This window comes from Desulfatitalea alkaliphila, from assembly GCF_022968795.1.
GTDB lineage: Bacteria > Desulfobacterota > Desulfobacteria > Desulfobacterales > Desulfosarcinaceae > Desulfatitalea > Desulfatitalea alkaliphila.
In genome coordinates this window covers 14098-33386 of sequence record NZ_JALJRB010000035.1, presented here as the reverse complement: position 1 = coordinate 33386, position 19289 = coordinate 14098, and the positions used below count along the sequence as shown (strand labels likewise).

Genomic DNA, 19289 nt, shown 5'->3' with positions numbered 1-19289 from the left:
AACCTTTTGACAATGCGCAAAAAGTTATTGGTCATCGTAGCGGTTGTGGTGGCGGTTTTCGGAATCGCGGCCGTGGCGGCGTCCCCCAAGCTGATCGAACTGACCTCCACGCCCGATTTCTGCAACAGTTGCCATGTCATGAACGAGCAACACGAAGCGTGGTTCATGACCGGGGTGCACCGCACCATCAAGTGCATCGACTGTCACCTGCCCCACGACAATATCGTGAATCACCTGGTTTGGAAGGGCATCGACGGGACCAAAGATTTGGTCTACTTCCATTCGGGCATCTACGAGGAACCCATTCAACTCTCCGATCGCGGCAAGCGGGTGCTCAAAGCCAATTGCATCCGCTGTCACGAAGGCGTGGTGTCACGCATCGACACCGAAGCACAGGAGTGCTGGTCCTGTCACCGTCGTATCAACCACAAAGCGGCGATATTCAATTAAGCTCGCGCCTGTCGCCGACATAACGTCTCATTTTCAGCGCAAGGAGTCGTGACGCATGAAGAAGAAAGCTTTGTTTCTATCCGCTTGTCTCTTGATCGTCTTCTTTCTATGGTATGGCTGCGCCCCGCCGCAACCGCAACAGTTCCCGACCGGCGAAATCGCAGCCGATGAATACGATCCCGAAGTGTGGGGCAAGGTCTACCCGCTGCACTATGAATCATGGTTGGCGACCAAGGAACCCAAACCGGCCGGCACGAGCAAATACAAACGGGGTTGGGACGACGACCTGATCGTCTACGACAAGTTGAGCGAGTTTCCCTTCCTGGGTCTGTTGTACAACGGATGGGGCTTCGGCATCGAATACAACGAGCCCCGGGGCCATTATTACGCGGTGACGGACCAACTGGAGATCGATCCCTCCCGGGTTTCGCCCGGCGGCGTCTGCCTGGGGTGCAAAACCCCCTTCCACCGACAAATGTCCGAGACCCACGGACTGGACGGCTACCTTAAAAAGCCGTTCCGCGAAGCAGTGGCCATGCTGCCCGAAAAGCTGCAGGAGTTGGGTCCCGCCTGCATCGATTGCCACAATCCCGATCCCTGGGAGCTGACCACCAAGAAGGCCCACCTGGAAAACGGCTTGCTGGCCATCGCCAAGCAAGACCCGTCACGCCAGGAGCTGCGCATGCTGGCCTGCGCCCAGTGCCATGTGACCTACACCGTCCCCCGGGACCAACAGATGAAGGTGGCCGGCGACATCACCTTGCCATGGCGCAACGGCAAGTGGGGCGACATCAGCATCGAAGGGATCATCGAGGACCTGTTGTCGGATTATTCGCGGCTGGAATGGACCCAAAAAGTCACCGGTTTCAAAATGCCCTTCATCCGCCATCCGGAATTCGAGCTGTTCAGCAAGGGCAGCGTGCACTTCAACGCCGGCGTGGCCTGCGCCGATTGCCACATGCCCTACACCCGCAAAGGCAGCTATAAAATTTCCGACCACGACGTGACCAGTCCCCTCAAGGCCGATCTGCGGGCCTGCGCCCAGTGCCACACCCAATCCAAGGAGTGGCTCACCGAGCGCATCCACCACACCCAGGACCGGACGGCCTCCCTGATCCTCAGGGCCGGATACGCCACGGCCACCTGTGCCAAGCTCTTCGAAACGCTGCACGCGGCGCAGCAGGACGGGGCCGCCGTGGCCCCCGAACTGTACGAGGCGGCCAAGGACAACTACATGCAAGCCTTTCTGAGAGTGGTGTTCATCAATGCGGAGAACTCCACCGGCTTTCACAACCCCGCAGAAGCGGGGCGGGTGTTGGGCGATGCCATCGCCTTCGCCGGCAGGTCCGAGGGGCTGCTGCGCCAACTGCTGGCCGGGGCGGGGCTCGACCCCGGACTGGAAGTGGCCTTGGAGCTGGGAAAATACTTGAACGGCAGAGGTGAGGCCGGGCTCGATTTCGTGCCGGACCAGGAGTTCCACGACCCCTTCGACAACCAACCGCACTTTCTGTCCGACGCAGCCAAAGGGCTGTAAAACAGTCAACGGATTCAGGTCGTTCCGGCGGGCACCGCATCCATCGATACGATGCGGTCCCGCCCATCGGTCTTGGCCTGATAAAGGGCACGATCCGCCCGCTCCAGCAACGCTCTGGCCTTGAGCCCTTCCCGTGGCTTCAACGCGGCCACACCATAGCTCAGGCTGAGGGTGGGGCACGCCGCCGGCTCCCCGTGGACGATGCCCAGGCTTCTGATGGTGTCGCGCACCTCCCCGGCCACCCGCAAGGCCCCCTGCAAATCGGTATCGGGCAGCACAATGGCAAACTCTTCACCGCCATAGCGCGCCACCAAATCCATGGGGCGCTTGAGCACGCCGCTGATGGCCTGGGCCACGGCATGCAGGGTTTCGTCTCCCCGAATGTGACCGAAGGTGTCGTTGTAAAATTTGAAGAAGTCGATGTCGCAAAGAATCAGCGCCAAGGAAGCATCGGTGCGGCGCGCCCGGCGCCACTCTTCGGCCAGACGCTCTTCGAAACGCCGGCGATTGGCGATTTGGGTCAGATCGTCCAGGGCCGCCAACCGCTGCAGCTCCTGGTTGGCCTTTTGCAGGGCCAGTTCCATCTGTTTGTATTGACTCACATCGATCAAGGTGCCGGCGACCCGCCGCACACCCCCTTCGGCATCCCGCTCGGCCGTGCGCCCGCGCACCTGAACCCAGCGCCACTGACCGCTTTGTGAAAGCATGCGGATTTCGATGCGGAAGGCATCCTCGGCGTCTTGGACCACCCGCTCGAAGGTGCCTTCCAAAAGGGGCAAGTCCTCCGGATGGGTCAAGGTGCGCCATGTGATGAATTCATTGGGCAAATCGGCGGCGGCATACCCCAACAGGCTGAACCAGCGGGGGCTGTAGTATATCCGGGCGGTCTGCGGGAAATAGTCCCACAGCCCCTCGTCGGCCGATTCCAGCGCCAGATGCAACCGCTGCTCGCTTTCCCGCCGCGCCTTCTCCGAACGTTTGCGCAAAAGGGCTTCGGCATAGACCCTGGAAAGGGTTTGCACATCGGCCTGGTCCACCCTTTCGTATCCTTGTCGATTGTTGGCCAGCGCGACGAACCCCTCCAGTCCTGTCCGGGCGGGCAAGGCCACTGCCATCAGCGGATCCAGCGCAGGAAAATCGTCCGGCAAGGCGTACCACTGGGTCTGGTCCACCCTGCCCTGCATGGTGAAAACAGTACCGGTTCTGATCAATTCCTGCCACACCCCGCCGACAGGAAAGGTTTGGTTTTCGTAGGGCAGCAACAAGTAGCGCTTGTCTTCCGCCCAGTGCCCGGCGGCCATGATCCGCCACTGCTCGTCCTGCCGCTGCACCAAAAACCCCAGGGGACTGCGGGTCAGCAGCTGGGCAGCCTCTAGAAAAATGGTGGCCAGGCGCCGCTCGGAGTGCCCGTTGAGGGTCTGCTGTAATACGCGGTTCATGGCATCCAGCAAAGCCGCCTTGCGGGCATTCTGCTCTTCAAGCAGATCGCGTTCCAGCACCTCCAGTTGCAACCGCTTGTTGGCCCGCAGCAGAGCGTCGGTGCCCTCCGCCCCGGGGTCGTGGACAGGGGCATCGACAAAGCGGTTTGCAGGCCCGGGCAACGACGCTGCGGTCGGGGAGCATGCCCCGTCATCTTCTCCGGCGCGAAGCAGCAGTTGGGTAAAGGTGGTCACCCAAGTCAGAAAGGCTTCGAAGGCGTTTGTGGACAGACGCTGATTCACCTGCAGCGCCTCCCACAATGCCCTTTCATCGGCCCCCATCCGTTGCGCCAAGGTCGTCACGCGGTCCCGGGCCGGCAATACGTCGCCATGGGAGGCTATCCACCAGTCGGCACAGTGAACGCCCCGCACCTTGATGGGCACCTTTGCGCATTGGATGCCCAGAGCGATACAGATATCCCTCTTGGGCGCGGGCGTTGCAAGAGAAGAGGAATCGCGGCCGGTCGGCGTTCGATCCGGACAATGGCAATCGACGATACCCGCTTCCAAACGGCGCAGCCACCGGCAGGCGGCCAATTCATTGCTCGGCAGCGTCAGTCGGTCGCCCCGCAGATCGGTCATCACCATCTGCACACCACCGATGACGGCCGTCAGGTCTTGCAGCCGCTGCCAATCTTCCAGAGGCATTGCATCCGACACCGTTTCGTTTACCGGCAACCGCCCGCCCTGCACCATTGCAAAACCGTTCCGCAATTCCATCCCGTGGACCCCGCCTTACGGGTCGCCATTCACGAAAAAAACCGGATCGCCGCCAAGCAATCCGGTTTGTACATCGTGATCACCAGGTAGTTCGGCCATCCATTTCCATGGATCCGTAACTTTCCGTCCTCCGGTCACCCGGAGTTTGGCTGTTCTGGTATGTCGTTCCGTCCACAGAGTGTCTATCAACAACCGTGCCACATGCAACCAGAACGCCTTTGGCATCATTGCTATCTGTAATCATTGCAAATATCGATATACGCCACGTTTACAATGGCCGAACACATCATGCATGTGCAACGATTTCCATCCAAAATGGGAAATGATTTTCCACTTTCCGGTACCCTCTTGAGAGCGCAAGCCGATACGGCACTGTAAACTTTCCGCCTTCGCATCTCGTCCCTTCCTTACAACGCAGGCGCTTGCGGCCGCACCATCCGGGGCACGCCCGGGACGCCGACCAGATCCCGGTTGACACCATCCTTTTCCTTTCCTATAAAGTGGTTTTAACTTGCCGGGATGGTTTGGGATAGTACACCCGTCCCGTGCAACCGCCGCACAAACGGGAAGCGAAGCCGGAAGGAGGCACCGATGGGGATCAAACCGATGGTTATAACCTTGATCGTACTCAGCTTGTGGGTGGGCGCCGCCGCCGCGGCGGTGGCCTCCCCTTCGCCCATGGAGACCGTCCGGGAACGCATCGATCAAGTGATCGCCGTATTGAACGATCCGGCCGGGGCCGATTCGGCCCATCGCGCGGCCCAACGCGACCGGCTCTGGGAAATCGCCAGCCCCATGTTCGATTTCGTGGAGATCAGCCGACGCACCGTGGGACCCAAGTGGCAGGAATTTTCCGATGATGAGAAAGCGCGCTTCACCGATGTGTTCACCCGCTTTCTCGGCAACACCTATCTGGATCGGGTACAAGGCGAATACCAGAACGAAAAGATCGAATATGTACAAGAGTTGGTTCGCGAACCGCTGGCCCTGGTGCGCACCAAACTGGTCCGCGAAGCGGTCGAAATGCCCATTGACTACCGCATGCGGCAAACCGACGGCCAGTGGAAGATCTACGACATCCTGGTGGAAAACGGCGTCAGCATCGTCCAAAACTACCGGGTTCAATTCCAATCCATACTGCAAAAAGAGAGCCCCGCGGCATTGATTCAACGGCTGGAACAAAGGCTTGAAGAGCAGGGGCGTTAACCGGTCCCGACCCCCCGGAAACAAAGTATGGGACAACGCCCCATGACCAAACCGATCTCTCTGAAGGCCGTGTTGATCGCCATCTGCCTGGTGGCGCTTCTCAGCGGTTGTGCGGGACACCGCACCAAGGGCCCGTCCGATCCGACCGCGGCCCCCGCTCCGACCCCGACGGGCGTTGCCCTGTCGACTGCCGATGAAACAACGCCCCCCGCGGGGTCCGACGACATGTCGTTGTGGGAAGACGATCTGGATTGGAATGACGAAGGCGCGGGTGTTTTCTACACCGTTGCCGACCCCCTGGAACCCTTCAACCGCACGATGTTTGTCTTCAACGACAAACTCTACTTCTGGGTCCTCAAACCGGTAGCCCAAGGCTACCGATTCGCGGTTCCCCGCCCGGCCCGCAGTGGCGTGCGCAATTTCTTCAACAATCTGGGGGCCCCCATCCGCATCGCCAACAATATTCTGCAGGGCCGTTTCCAGACCGCCGAAGCAGAGGTGGCCCGTTTTCTTTTCAACAGCACGGTGGGGGTGCTGGGGTTCGGCAATCCGGCCGCCGATGTGGAGGGCCTCAATCCGGAGCCCACCGACCTGGGGCTCACCCTGGGCCACTATGGCATCGGCAACGGTTTCTATCTGGTCTGGCCCGTCCTGGGCCCCTCCACCTTGCGCGATTCGGCCGGCTATTTCGGCGACCGCTGGCTCAACCCGACCATCTACATCGATCCCATCGAAGCGTCCCTGGCGGTTTTCGCCCTGCGCAGCATCAACACCGTATCATTCCATATCGGCGACTACGAAGCCATCAAGAGCGCAGCCCTGGACCCCTACCAGGCCATGCGCGATGCCTATATCCAACTGCGCCGATCCAAACTGAGATAGTGTCCATCCGACGGCCTTGAAACGCCACGGCCCACCCGCTGTCTACCGACGTGGTGGCGGTACCGAGGGAAACCGGCTGGTGTCGGTGTGGGGTATGAATTTGGCCGCCGAGAAGCGGTTCATGAAGGTCTGATTGACGTTCAGCTCCATGTAAGTGATCCCGTCGCGGATGGCATCCACGGCGGTTGCCGCCTCTCGCGAAACCAAGGCCAGGGTGGCGCCCCCCAGGGAGGTGTTGCCCATGGGGTGGAACCGCTCCAGGGGCAAATCCGGCAGCATGCCGATGGCAATGGCCGATTGAGGGTCAATGAAGGAACCGAAGGTGCCGGCCACGAAAAAAGCGGGCAAGGTTTCCGGCGTGAGGCCCATGCCGGTGGTGATGGTCTCCAGTATGGCGTACATGGCCGCCTTGGAGCGCATGAGGCTGTCCAAATCGGCCTGGCTGATGCGCAATGGTTCGCCGCCGGCAGCGACCTCGGCCGGCACGATGGTCAAATGGGCCGCCCCCTCTATCGTCTGCAATCGGTCACCGCATGTTTCGGGGCGCAGTTTGCCACGGATGTCGATCATTCCGGCCAGATAAAGCTGGGCCGCCAGGTCGATCACCCCTGACCCGCAAATCCCTCTGGGCGGCAGGTCCTCGATGGTGTGCAAATCGAATGTTCGGGTCTCGGGATCGATGCGCACCCGGTCGATCACCCCCGGTGCGGCGGTGGTGCCCATGCGGCTGACACCGCCTTCCAGTGCCGGTCCGGCCGCGCCTGCACAGGCCATCAACCACTCGCGATTGCCCAGTACCACCTCCGCATTGGTGCCCACGTCCACCAGCAAGGCGGTTTCCGCGCGACGGTGCAAACCGGTCTGCAGGATGCCGGCAATCAGATCCCCGCCGAAATAGCTGCCCACGCCGGGAAAGAGCATGACCCGTGCGCCGGGATTGGCGCCAATGCCCAACTGCGCCGCCGTCATCAACGGAAAACGGTTGGCGGCGGGAATGTAAGGTTCGCGAATGATACAGCGCACCGGCAGGCCCGCCAGCAGGTGGCTCATGGCGGTGTTGCCGGCCACGGTCAGCAGGTGGACGGCGTCGGTGGGCAGGCGGCAAGAGCGGCACAATCCGTCGAGATGTTGATTGATGCCGTCCACGATCAGTTGTTGCAGGTGAGCGAGCCCGCCGGGCTGCTCGGCGTAATGAATGCGGGCCAGGATGTCGGGGCCGACGGTTGCCTGGGGGTTGTCGAAGGACGTCTCGGCCAACACCTGCCGCTGCTCCAGATCCACCAGGCGCATGACCACCCGGGTGGTTCCCAAATCCACCGCCAAACCGGCTGCAAGTGCATCGGTGCCATCCGGTGCCGCATGTACCAGCAGGCCGCCGCCGGCATCCCGAAACAGGACACACCGCACCGCATAGCCCCCTTCGCGCAATATGCCCGGCAGCTGTTTGAGCAACGCCAGATCCACCTGACAGTGATCCACGCCCAGCTCCCGTCGCACCGCCCGGCAGAGGCGATCAGCATCGGCGGAATTGTCCTGCAACGAGGGCGGGGTCAATTGAAACCGTGCCACCCAGCCGGGTCCCTGCGCGTGATCCAGGCCAACAGCCGCTTTCATGCGCTCCTCATCCTTTCCATCGGCAGACGGCACTCATTGCCGGGCCCGCGTGACCTGGCGAATCCGAAACGGATACCGGCCTACCGAACGATCCTCGAAATAGCGGGCCAGCGTCTTTTCCATGACCCGGAAGGCGATGTCGTGCCAAGGTATCTCCGTTTCGTGAAACAGGGCCACTTCCGAACTCTCGTCGGTGGTGCAATAGTCCGGCGTCTCCATCTGCGCCCGGAACATCAAGTAAACCTGGTTGACGTAGACAATGTCGAACAGCAGATAGGGCGCCAAATCCGCCACCCGGCTGCCGGCCTCCTCCCAGGTCTCCCGCCGGGCGCCCTCTATCACCGTCTCGCCGTTTTCCAGGTAGCCCGCCGGCAGGGTCCATTTGCCTTTACGGGGCTCGATGTTGCGGCGGCAAAGCAGAATCCGGTCTTCCCACTGGGGAATGCAACCCACCACCATTAGCGGATTGCGATAGTGAACCATCCCGCACGCCTGACACACATGGCGCGGCCGGTCATCGCCGGTGGGCACTTGCAGGTGAACCCGGCCGCCGCAATTTGAACAAAAATTCATCGCTTGGCGACTCCTTCCCGGCATTCTTGCGATAAATAGGTGGTCGATGCCGAAAAGCATGGATGCCATATTTTCGGTCCGTTTGGCAACCTCGATACATCCGTCCCGCAAGGCAATCGCATGTATAAATCAAGTGGAAAGGATTTTGATCAGTAGCCATTGTCCTGCGGCGCCTTCCCCTGGCGGGCAGTTTCAAGTTTAAAGTTTTAAGTTTTAAGTTGAAGGAATTCTATCGGTTAGAGATGGTTGGGGGGTGGCGGGTGTTATGAAAATATAAACCGGCCGGGACGGCAATAACCGCCCCGGCCGGTGTGCAGTCGATGGGTATAGCAGGTGTCCGCTTAGACGCGACCGCCCAAGGCGCCCGGTGGATCGTTGCGGCTGGAAGTCCAGGAAGGGCTGCTGGGAGCGGGACCACTGTATCCGAAGCGGCTGGCATCGATCCGAGCCTGACGCTCCCGCTCGCCCTCGAAAACACGATCGCGGCACTCGCCTCTGCATTTTCCGGTGGTATCTCTGGATGGCATATGTTTCATGGGATTATCCTCCTTCAGTACTTGCGCTTTGTACAGAGCGGCTCGTTCAATAGTGGTTTACTCCGCTCATATGGATAGGCTAATGGCTTCCGGAAAGTTGTCAAGGTGGGTGTTGCTGCGTACAGCGTCCTCGGACGGGCAGGGGGGCAAACGGAGATGGATCAACGGGCCATCTGTCTTCGCGCACACACCTAACGCAAGATGCGCCGCCGAAAGAAAGCGGCGATGGCGCGTGCGGGTATCCCCGAAACGGCATAGCCGATGGTGGCGATCATGAGAAAAAGCAGTAGTTTCGTCCCAAGGCCGGTGTCGTCCGTGTACAGCAAGGGGGCCGACACGAAACCGACGGCCAAGCCGATGAGCATGCGGTAGGTGTCCGGCCAGAAAAGTGCGTAGAAAAAGAGATAGCGAAAGGTCAGCGGTCGTTTGCCACCGCTGCGGGATGGTTTTTGGTATCTCGAACGTCGGGTCATGCCATCTCCCGGAGTAGAAGGTCGACCGGCCCGGTCCGCCGGCGATCACCTTTGATCCATTCGGGGCCAAGGGCCCTGTCACAATGGCGGCCTATACTACGGCACGCCCCTCACCGGCAAGGCCGATTCTTGTGCCGTTTTGCGCGCGCCGCCCTTCCGCCCCCCTTTTCGTGATCTGCCATGCTTACCCCGGCTCTGGGTTTCCCATGGGCGCTTAACGCTTCAATCCATTGGCATATCCAATTGACAACCCCCCCGCTTTAAATTAGCCTGCAAAAAGCAATGGCGGCTCAAATGCTGTCGTATCATCGCACAATGTTCGACCATATTGCACAATCGAAGGGGCGCTCAGTGAACACGGCACATCAAATAGCAGAATTTCGACAAGCGGGTCGACACACGCTGAACGAGGCGGTGTCGAAACAGTTGCTGGCAGACTATGGTATCCCGGTGGTTCGCGAAACGGTGCTGCACAACGCCGACGAAGCCTGCCGCCATGCCGCGGCCTTGGGCTTCCCCGTGGTGCTCAAGGGGGTCGGCGACCGACTGACGCACAAGACCGAACGCAACCTGGTGCACATCGGGCTCGACAGCGCGGATGCCGTCCGGGAAGCCTTCGCGGCGATCCGCACCGCCGGCGGCGACGATTGGCAGGGGTGCTTGCTCCAACCCATGGTGGTCGGGCGGCGGGAATTGGTAGCCGGCCTGTTTCGCGATGCCCAATTCGGTCCGGTGGTGATGTTCGGCCTGGGCGGCATCTTCACCGAGGCCATCGGCGATGTGGTGTTTCGCATCGCCCCCATCGATGAACGGCAAGCGCTGCAGATGGCCGAGGAGTTGACCGCGGCCGCCATTCTCGAGGCCTTTCGCGGCGAGGCGGCGGTGGATCGGGACCAACTGGCCACTACCCTCACCGGGCTCTCGCGCCTTGCCATGGACCACCCGCAGATCGCGGAGGTGGATATCAATCCACTGATTGTCGGGGCGGACGGCCGCTTGACCGCCGTGGACGCCCTGGTGGTGTTGACCGCCGCGCAAAGCACGCCCGATCCAGCATCCCCCGCTCCGGAAGCCCGACGTCAGGACGCCCAAGCGATCATTGCCGCCTTGGACCGCATGTGCCGGCCCCGCTCCATTGCCGTGGTGGGGGCTTCGCGACCCAAGCCGGACGGATTTCCCGGCATGTACGGCTGCATCCGCAATTTCGGCTTTCCCGGCAATCTCTATCCCATCAACCCCAACACGCCGGAAATCGACGGTGTGCAAACCTATCCCGATCTGGTCAGCCTGCCCGAACCGGTGGACCTGGTGGTCATCTCCGTACCGGGCCCACGGGTGCCCGCCGCCTTGCGGGACTGCGTCGCATCGGGCAACCAAAGGGTACACATTTTCTCCTCGGGTTTTAAAGAGACCGGCGAGCCGGAAGGCATCCGGTTGCAGGAAGAGCTGGCGGCCATCGCCGCGGAAGGCGCGCTGCATGTGGTGGGGCCCAACTGCATGGGCATCCATGTGCCCGCGTCGCGGCTGCTCACTTGGGTGAATGCCTCGGACATAAGCGGCCCACTGGCCTTTGTCAGTCAGTCCGGCGGCCATGCCCAGGATTTCTGCAACATCGCCGTCCGCAAATTCGGGCTCCACTTCAGCAAAGTGTTCAGCTACGGCAACGCCCTGACCCTGGACAGTACCGACTTTCTGGCCTACCTGGCCCAGGACGACGAAACCCGCATCATCGCCATGTACCTGGAAGGCGTCAAGGACGGCCGCCTGCTGCGCGAACAGGTGACAGCCATCAACCGCACCAAACCCATCGTGATCCTCAAAGGGGGGATGACCGCATCGGGGGCCCGCACCGTGGCCTCCCACACCGGTTCCATGGCCGGCGGCGAGAAGATCTGGCGCGCCTTTTTCCGGCAAACCGGTGCCGTCCCGGTGGCGACCCTGGATGAGATGGCCGAAGTGGCGGCGGCCTTGCACTACCTTCCCCCGTGCCATGGCCGGAATGTCGCCATATTGGGTACCGGCGGCGGCATCGGTGTGGCGGCCGCGGACAGTTGCAGCCGGGTGGGGTTGGCCCTACCGGCCCTGACGGACGAAATGATGCAGCAGCTGCGCCGCTTCATCCCGCCGGCCGGCAACATGATCCGCAATCCCATCGACGCCCACATTGTGCTGCTTCAACTGGAGTTGCTGGGACCGACATTACAGTTGCTGGCGCAGGCGGACGACTTGGACATGTTCGTTCTCTCCTTGCACCTGGACTGGTTGCAAAACATGGAAGCGGGCGCTCACATCGACAAGATCGCCGCCTTTGTCGCCCATCAAGCCCGACAATATCTCAACGGCAAACCCCTGGTGGTGGCCTGGCGCCAGTACCAGCCCAACCCGGCCATCCAGGCCTCCCGCGAGCGCTTGGAAGCCACGCTCAAGGAGGCGGGGGTGCCGGTGTATGAGGGGTTGGATCGCGCCCTGTCAGCCCTGGCCAAAACGGCGGCCTATCACGCTTTCCAGAAAACGGCCGCCGGGCAGTCAACGTCGGAGCGACAATGGGACAATTGAGGTTGGGCTAAGGGCTCGCCCTAAGCCGCCACGGAGAGATATGGCAACCGATTCGCAACACTGTCCGCCACGGGCAGGGTTTCGGAGAAAATGTGAAAGCAATTGTGCAGCGCCCGCCGCAACTCCGGCGTGGGCTGAAGCAAGCGACAACCGAAACCGTCAACGTCGCTATAGACCACCTCGACCCTGGCACTCAGGCCGTTGCGCTCGCCGGGCAGTTGCAGCACGACGCTCAACCGCTGCCCGACCTTGGGCAGGGCGACCGTATCGATCTCGATGAAGAATCCACCGAGACTGAACTCGATCAACTGCGCCGGTGAATCGTTACCGATAAGGGTGACGGGCGCACGCAACTCAATGCGCGGATAGGCCCGCAGTTCCATTCCCGTTCGCATATGTTTTCTACGCAGATCCAGCATTTCGTTTCACACCTTTGTGTCGTCGGCTACTCATTTTGAGAGTGTTTCCCGTATCCGCACAGTTGCCATAAACATAGCAACAACAATCACTTAACGATATTCATGGTCTTCATGAAACCCTCTTCCGTTCCATGTGACATCTACAATACGCAAACCTCATGCCACTCCGGCAACCACCCGATGGGTCGACCGGCAATGTCGCCGCATCTCCCTTGTCCATTTTTCTTTCCTTCCTTCCCCTTGCGCACCTCGACGGTTCCAAGTTACCATTCGTACAAAGCCGATGATGGTCCGGCCCCAAGCGCCGAACCCCGCCACAAGGGATGAAAAGAGGAACAGGCTATGAATCGATCTGAAATGATGAGCCGGGTGGCCGCCCGCACTTCGCCATGGGACATGCTGGTGATCGGCGGCGGTGCCACGGGCGTGGGCATTGCGGTGGATGCCGCCGCGAGAGGCTACGATATTCTGCTGCTCGAACAGAACGATTTCGGCAAGGGCACCTCCTCCCGCAGCACCAAGCTGATCCACGGCGGCGTGCGCTACCTGCAGCAGGGCAATGTCGCCCTGGTGATGGACGCCCTTAAAGAACGGGGCTGCCTGCGGGCCAACGCGCCCCACCTGGTCCACGACATGGCCTTCGTGGTCCCCAATTACGACTGGTGGGAAGCCCCTTTTTACGGTATCGGCCTCAAAGTGTACGATCTGCTGGCCGGTCGCTACGGGTTCGGACCCTCCAAACGGCTCTCCAAGCAAGAGACCCTGGAGCGCATTCCCAACATTCGCCAGGAAGGCTTGCGCGGCGGTATCATCTATCATGACGGCCAGTTCGACGATGCGCGCCTACTGATCAACCTGGCCCGCACTGCCGCACACCAGGGTGCCACCGTGATCAACTACGCGCCGGTCACCCGGCTGATCAAGGACGACCAGGGATATGTCGAAGGGGCGACCTTCACGGATGCCGAGACCGGCGAGGTGCACCATGTCCGCGCCAAGGTGGTAATCAACGCCACCGGCCCCTTCGCCGACGATGTGCGCCACATGGACGATGCGCAGGCCCAAGCCATGATCGCCCCCAGCCAAGGCATCCACCTGGTTTTCGACGGATCCTTTCTGCCGGGCAAATCGGCCATCATGGTCCCCCACACCAAGGACGGCCGGGTAATGTTCGCCATTCCTTACCTCGGCGCCACCCTGGTGGGCACCACCGATACGCCCATCACCCAATGCGACCTTGAACCGCGACCGATGGCACCGGAGATCGACTTCATCCTGGAAACCGCCGGCACCTACCTGGAGAAGGTGCCCACGCGGAAGGACATCCGCAGCATGTTCGCCGGCATCCGCCCCCTGGTCAAGGCGGCCGAGGACGCCCCCACGGCCACCCTTTCACGGGACCACACCATCCACATTTCCCGCTCGGGCATGATCACCATCGCCGGCGGCAAATGGACCACCTACCGCCAGATGGCCGAAGAGTGCATCGACCACGCCCTGGCCTTGACCGATCTGCCCTTGCGCTCCTGCGCCACCAAATCCCTCAATATCCACGGCTACCATAAAACGCCCGAAAAATTCGGTCCGCTGGCCCTCTACGGTGCCGACGCCCCGGCCCTCAACGACCTGCTGGATGCCGATCCCGCACGGCGCGAGCGCCTCCATCCGCGCATGCCGACCCTGGCCGGCGAAGTGCTCTGGGCGGTCCGCTTCGAGGCGGCGCGCACCGTGGACGATTTTCTGGCGCGGCGCACCCGCAGCCTCTTGCTGGATGCCCGCGCCGCATGGGAAATGGCCCCCGGGGTGGCCGCCGTGATGGCCAAAGAATTGGGGAGAGATGCCGCCTGGCGGGATCGTCAAGTGGCCGCGTTCCAGCAACTTGCCGCCACCTACCTGCCCGAAGGATCGGACTGAATCGGTTCAAATGGGTTCGGGGTGGGTGCCGTCGCAGACGGTGTCGGCCGCCCCCTCTTCCGCAACACCCAGAACCGCCGGCACCATCGCCGCCTGAACCTGTTCACCTCGGCCCGGAATCCGCAACACCTGCCGCGGACGTATGGTGGCATTGCGGTCCAGCCCGTTGATGGCGATCAAGTCGGCGACCGGAACATCGTGCCGGCGGGCGATGCGATAGGCGGTGTCGCCCGGCCGCACCGTATAATATCGGCTGGGCACCTGGGCGGCGTGCAGCAGCGGTTCGGGAACGGCGGCCGTGATGGCGTCCTGCGCTTGCAGTGGCAGTCGCAAGGTGAACCCCTTGGGAATCCGTTGCCGACCGCTCAGGATCGGCGGCCCCAAGGAGCGGTTCATCCGCCGCAGCGTCTCCGGCGCCACTCCGAAAAAACGGCTCAAGTCATCGAAGTCGGCATATCCTTCAAGAATCAAGGTGCGAACGGCCTCCGGACGGTCGAAATCCAGATCACCAAAATGAAGCCGATAATTGGCCGCCACCTGGCGGGCGGCAAGGAACTCGGCGTAAAAGTTGCGGGAAGCGAAACCGAAAGACGGCGCACGATAGTTGCGGTAAATGGCTTCGAAATCGTCCCCATGTTGTGCCTTGGCGCGCAACATACCGTTGGTACCGTGGTTGTAAGCGGTGATCGCCAGCGGCCAACTGCCCAACTGCGCGTAATTCTCCCTGAGCAAAGCGGCGGCGGCGTAGGTGGCGGTAATGGGATCGCGCCGCTCGTCCACGGCATATCCGACGGTCATGAAACGCCGCCCGGTGGCCGGCATGAACTGCCACATGCCGAGCGCCCCCACATGGCTGCGCGCCTCCGGGTCGAAGGCCGATTCCACGTGGGGCAAATAGGCCAGATCCTCGGGCACGCCGTGGCTGCGCAGAATCTCCCGGATTTGCGCCATGTATGCTCCGGATCGAATCAAACCCGCCTCGAAACGATCCCGTTGACCGATCTGACAGCGCAGTCGGGCCGCCGCTGCCGCGTATTGACGCGGATCGACCTCGGGCGCGAACAGCGCCGCCAAGCGCCGGCTCTCCGCGCGTGCACAATCGGGATGCCGCGCCAACCGCTCCAGCACCGCCCGATAATGGGCCAAGGCCGCCCGGATCCGTTCGCGATTTTCTCTTGCCGGATCCGGTTGATCATAGGCAATCAAGTCGATCACACCGTAGATGCGCCCCAGATCCTCGCTGTCATGAAGGATGCCTTGGTTTGTGCCGTAACCGGCAAACACATTTATCCAAAAATGCACATTGGGCGCGATCACACCAGGCATCGCGAACCGGCCGTCGTCGGCCCGCACCCGTTCGGCGCCGACAAGGAGCAACAGGATAAACAGGGTGACCGGCAGGCCCATTCTGATTCGAGACATAACACCTTCCTTGCGCGGAGATTGAAACGGCTAACCGCCAACGCGAATCTTGCAATCCTCATACCATGCCCGCAACCGCTTTCGATCCGCGCCAAAGCCACGCCCCGCGGGCATTTCAGCAGAGGCAAGATGCGCCCTGTCAACCGGCAGCGTCGAAATCCGGACGCCTTCATCCACCGGAACCACGTCATGTGATTGCCGGACCGTCGCTCAATGGTTATTATCAAAGCAGTGGAATAAATCGAAAGGAGGGCGCCCGATGGATACCCGGAGACGATCCGCACAAGACCGGCGCAGCGGCAAAGACCGGCGTCACCTGGCAAGACTCAAGCAACTCATCAACAAGGGCAGTCCACCGCGATCACCCCAAGACCGCCGCACCACACCCGAACGGCGTTCCGGCTGGGTGCGCCTGACCAAATGGTCCAGCGTCTATCTGGACAACCTCAAACTGGCCAGATGGCTCAAGCGTTTTTAATACATACCCCTCCAGCGCGTCGGCCCCACCTGATGCGGCCACGCGCTCGAGCACATTTCATCGCGGCGGCACCTGCGTCACACGGAGACGGGAAATTTTGGCATTGACGATTTCCCACAGATCCTCCTGAGCTCTCACGACCTCCCTTCAATACGGCTATCCAGCGATCCCCGTCCGCTCCACACCGCACCACTGAGGGGCAACGGAGTCACGCCATCCGCCATCCATACCCTTGGACAGGTTTCCGTTGCTGGATCACCACCAACCGCCGGCCCGCTTTCAAGTTGACATCCCACCCCGCCCACCTATAAACACCGGGTGTTCATCCGCAGCCGAACCACACCGTGTATGCACAGCAACCCGAAGGAGCCGGACATATGCAAACCCTCACCGACATCCTGTCCCACTTGTCGTTCCTGCAAGCCGCCAAGCTGCTGGGAGAAAACGGCAAGGCGTTGATTTTGCAGGGCGGCAAATACGAAATCGACCCGGCGGACCAGGTGCAGCTCGACGAAAAGCGCTTTGTGTTGACCCTGCCCGACGCCGAGGTCCGCATCACCCTCGATCCCCATCGGCCCAAGCAGCTCAACTTGAGCTGCAACCGCTGCACCGTCGCCTGCGCGCACCAGGGCGCCGCCCTGGCGTTGATCCTCGAAGAGAAACTGGCCCTGGGCCTGGCCGCGCCGCCGCCGGAACGGGTGCCCATCGAGACCTTGGACGAGGAAACCCTGGTGGCCCAGGCCCTGGCCGACCGCCGGGAGCGGGCGCGCAACGAAAAGATGGTGCTCCAGTCCATGGCACCGGAACGGTTGTGGACCGACTACATCGTGACCAGCAAGGTGTCGGGCAAAAGCTACCGCGTCGCCCTGCGGGGTTTCGCGCCCGGTGAATCCTACTGCACCTGCCCCGATTTCCGCAAAAACACGCTGGGCACCTGCAAACACATTCTGTACGCCCAATCCCGGCTCAAAACCAAATTCCCCAAGAAAGTGCGCGAAACACCGCCGCCCGTCGAAGATATCGCCGTTTATTTGCGCTATGGCGCGCAACTGGAGCTGCGCCTGTTGCTGCCGGAAAATCCGGCGCCGGAAATCGCATCCCTGCTGGCGCCGCTGCGGGGCCGGGCCATCGACGATGTGCGGGACCTGCTGCGGCGCATCAACGGGGTGGAAAGGTCGGGAACGGCGGTCACCGTCTATCCCGACGCCGAGCAATATATCCAGCACTGCCTCTTTCAACAGCGCATGGCCGGTTTGGCAGACGAGATCCGGCGCGACCCGGCGGGGCACCCGTTGCGGCGCACCCTGCTCAAGACCGAGCTGCTGCCTTACCAGTTGGACGGCATCGCCTTTGCCGCCGGCGCCGGCCGCGCCATCCTGGCCGATGACATGGGCTTGGGCAAGACCATCCAGGCCATCGGCACGGCGGAACTGCTGGCCCGCCATGCATCGATCTCAAAAGTCCTTGTCATCTGCCCGGCATCGTTGAAATCCCAGTGGCGCACCGAAATCCGGCGTTTCAGCGAACGCACTTGCCGGGTGGTGCTCGGCAGCGCCGCCGACCGGCCGGCCCAGTATGCGGACGATGCCTTTTTCACCGTCTGCAACTACGAGCAGGTGTTGCGCGACGTCCTGGCCGTGGAGACGGTGTCCTGGGACTTGATCATTCTGGACGAAGGCCAGCGCATCAAAAACTGGGAAGCCAAAACCAGCCGGGTGGTCAAAGCCCTTGCATCGCCCTTTGCCCTTGTGCTCAGCGGCACCCCTCTGGAAAACCGTCTGGACGACCTGTACTCGGTGGTGGAGTTCGTGGACGACCGCCGCCTGGGGCCGGCCTTCCGCTTCTTCAACCGCCACCGGGTGGTGGACGAGAAGGGCAAGCCCCTGGGCTACCGCCACCTGGACGAACTGCGCAGCAACCTGGCGCCCATCCTGCTGCGCCGCACCCGCGCCATGGTGCTCAAGGAGTTGCCGCCGCGCACCACCGAAATCCTCCGCATCACCCCCACCGACGAGCAGTTGGGCATGCACAACGCCCATCGCATGATCATCCAGACCATCATCAACAAGCGCTACCTGTCGGAAATGGATCTGCTGCGCCTGCAAAAGGCGCTGCTGATGTGCCGCATGAGCGCGGACAGCACCTATCTGGTGGACAAGCAGGCCCCGGGCTACTCCAGCAAACTGGAGGAGCTGGAAAATCTGTTGACCCAGCTGGCCGCCGAAGAGGAGCGCAAGATCGTGCTCTTTTCCGAATGGACCACCATGCTCGGCCTCATCGAACCGCTGCTTGCCAAGCTGGGCATGGGCTACGTGCGCCTGGACGGCTCGGTGCCCCAGGCCGAACGCAAGGCGCTGATCCAACAATTCCGGAAAGACCCTGCCTGCAAATTGTTCATCACCACCAACGCCGGCGCCACCGGCTTGAACCTCCAAGCCGCCAACACGGTGATCAACGTCGACCTGCCCTGGAACCCGGCCATCCTGGAGCAGCGCATCGCCCGCGCCCACCGCATGGGCCAGACCCAGCCGGTGCAGGTCTTTTTGCTGGTGACCACCGACACCTTGGAAGAAAACTTGCTGGGCACCCTGTCGGCCAAAAACGAACTCTCCCTGGCGGTGCTGGACCCCGACGCCGAAGCCACCGAAGTGGACTTGAATACCGGCATCGAAGAGCTCAAACGGCGCATGGAAGTACTGCTGGGCAACAAACCCGACGCACCGCAAGACGAAAGTCAAAAAGCCCAAGCGGCGCGCGAGGCCGCCACTTTCGCCCGCCGGGAGAAGATCGCCGCGGCCGGGGGCCAACTGGTGACCGCGGCCTTCGCCTTCATCGGCGAGGTACTGGGCGATCCCGAACCGGATGAACGCATGGCGCAAATGACCGGGGCCTTCAAAGCCAAGTTGAGTGAATGCATGGAAACCACCGATGACGGACAACTCAAAATGACCGTCACCCTGCCCGACCCCTCCTTTCTGGACACCATGGCCCTTTCCCTGGCCCGGATGGTCGGCATGGAAAACGTCCGCTAACA

General features: G+C 61.7%; 15 protein-coding genes and 1 riboswitch. Of the genes, 8 read left to right on the top strand and 7 right to left on the bottom strand.

Going from position 1 to position 19289, the window contains the following annotated elements:
• The first annotated feature begins 12 nt into the window (after nucleotides 1-12).
• Complete coding sequence (gene nrfH, locus MRX98_RS19915; RefSeq protein ID WP_246914302.1) at nucleotides 13-450, top strand: cytochrome c nitrite reductase small subunit; 438 nt, start codon at nucleotides 13-15, stop codon at nucleotides 448-450.
• A gap of 55 nt (nucleotides 451-505) precedes the next feature.
• Nucleotides 506-1984 (top strand): ammonia-forming cytochrome c nitrite reductase subunit c552, encoded by a 1479-nt coding sequence (locus MRX98_RS19910; protein ID WP_246914300.1) that lies wholly within the window; start codon nucleotides 506-508, stop codon nucleotides 1982-1984.
• Nucleotides 1985-1998: 14 nt separating this feature from the next.
• Here MRX98_RS19910 and MRX98_RS19905 read toward each other — a convergent pair whose 3' ends face one another.
• On the bottom strand, nucleotides 1999-4182 hold the full coding sequence (locus tag MRX98_RS19905; protein WP_246914298.1) for a diguanylate cyclase: 2184 nt from the start codon (nucleotides 4180-4182) through the stop codon (nucleotides 1999-2001).
• A gap of 82 nt (nucleotides 4183-4264) precedes the next feature.
• Nucleotides 4265-4342: riboswitch (cyclic di-GMP riboswitch) on the bottom strand.
• 431 nt (nucleotides 4343-4773) lie between these two features.
• Between MRX98_RS19905 and MRX98_RS19900 the strand changes: the two genes are divergently transcribed.
• Nucleotides 4774-5388, top strand: coding sequence for an MlaC/ttg2D family ABC transporter substrate-binding protein (locus MRX98_RS19900; RefSeq protein ID WP_246914296.1), 615 nt, complete (start codon nucleotides 4774-4776; stop codon nucleotides 5386-5388).
• A gap of 42 nt (nucleotides 5389-5430) precedes the next feature.
• On the top strand, nucleotides 5431-6270 hold the full coding sequence (locus tag MRX98_RS19895) for an MlaA family lipoprotein (protein WP_246914289.1): 840 nt from the start codon (nucleotides 5431-5433) through the stop codon (nucleotides 6268-6270).
• Nucleotides 6271-6312: 42 nt separating this feature from the next.
• On the opposite strand, the gene MRX98_RS19890 is transcribed toward MRX98_RS19895, so the two are convergent.
• From MRX98_RS19890 to MRX98_RS19875, 4 genes are all read right to left on the bottom strand, one after another.
• Nucleotides 6313-7884 (bottom strand): ASKHA domain-containing protein, encoded by a 1572-nt coding sequence (locus MRX98_RS19890; RefSeq protein ID WP_246914287.1) that lies wholly within the window; start codon nucleotides 7882-7884, stop codon nucleotides 6313-6315.
• A 33-nt stretch (nucleotides 7885-7917) separates the two neighbouring features.
• On the bottom strand, nucleotides 7918-8457 hold the full coding sequence (locus MRX98_RS19885; protein ID WP_246914285.1) for an NUDIX hydrolase: 540 nt from the start codon (nucleotides 8455-8457) through the stop codon (nucleotides 7918-7920).
• A gap of 341 nt (nucleotides 8458-8798) precedes the next feature.
• On the bottom strand, nucleotides 8799-8993 hold the full coding sequence (locus tag MRX98_RS19880) for a hypothetical protein (RefSeq protein ID WP_246914284.1): 195 nt from the start codon (nucleotides 8991-8993) through the stop codon (nucleotides 8799-8801).
• A 191-nt stretch (nucleotides 8994-9184) separates the two neighbouring features.
• On the bottom strand, nucleotides 9185-9466 hold the full coding sequence (locus tag MRX98_RS19875) for a hypothetical protein (protein ID WP_246914282.1): 282 nt from the start codon (nucleotides 9464-9466) through the stop codon (nucleotides 9185-9187).
• A 351-nt stretch (nucleotides 9467-9817) separates the two neighbouring features.
• On the opposite strand from MRX98_RS19875, the gene MRX98_RS19870 reads away from it, so the two are divergent.
• A complete protein-coding gene (locus tag MRX98_RS19870; RefSeq protein ID WP_246914280.1) occupies nucleotides 9818-12022 on the top strand; it encodes an acetate--CoA ligase family protein in 2205 nt (734 codons plus the stop codon).
• Between the two features lie 20 nt (nucleotides 12023-12042).
• Here the strand turns inward: MRX98_RS19870 and MRX98_RS19865 are convergent, their stop codons facing one another.
• Nucleotides 12043-12441: a PilZ domain-containing protein gene (locus MRX98_RS19865; RefSeq protein ID WP_246914278.1), complete on the bottom strand. Its 399-nt coding sequence runs from the start codon at nucleotides 12439-12441 to the stop codon at nucleotides 12043-12045.
• Nucleotides 12442-12783: 342 nt separating this feature from the next.
• On the opposite strand from MRX98_RS19865, the gene MRX98_RS19860 reads away from it, so the two are divergent.
• Nucleotides 12784-14355, top strand: a complete 1572-nt coding sequence (locus MRX98_RS19860; RefSeq protein WP_246914275.1) for a glycerol-3-phosphate dehydrogenase/oxidase — start codon at nucleotides 12784-12786, stop codon at nucleotides 14353-14355.
• Between the two features lie 6 nt (nucleotides 14356-14361).
• Here the strand turns inward: MRX98_RS19860 and MRX98_RS19855 are convergent, their stop codons facing one another.
• Nucleotides 14362-15777 (bottom strand): lytic transglycosylase domain-containing protein, encoded by a 1416-nt coding sequence (locus MRX98_RS19855; RefSeq protein ID WP_246914273.1) that lies wholly within the window; start codon nucleotides 15775-15777, stop codon nucleotides 14362-14364.
• 259 nt (nucleotides 15778-16036) lie between these two features.
• Between MRX98_RS19855 and MRX98_RS19850 the strand changes: the two genes are divergently transcribed.
• On the top strand, nucleotides 16037-16255 hold the full coding sequence (locus MRX98_RS19850) for a hypothetical protein (RefSeq protein ID WP_246914271.1): 219 nt from the start codon (nucleotides 16037-16039) through the stop codon (nucleotides 16253-16255).
• Nucleotides 16256-16632: 377 nt separating this feature from the next.
• Entirely contained in the window at nucleotides 16633-19287 is a 2655-nt protein-coding gene (locus MRX98_RS19845) for a DEAD/DEAH box helicase (RefSeq protein WP_246914268.1), read from the top strand.
• Nucleotides 19288-19289 lie beyond the last annotated feature (2 nt).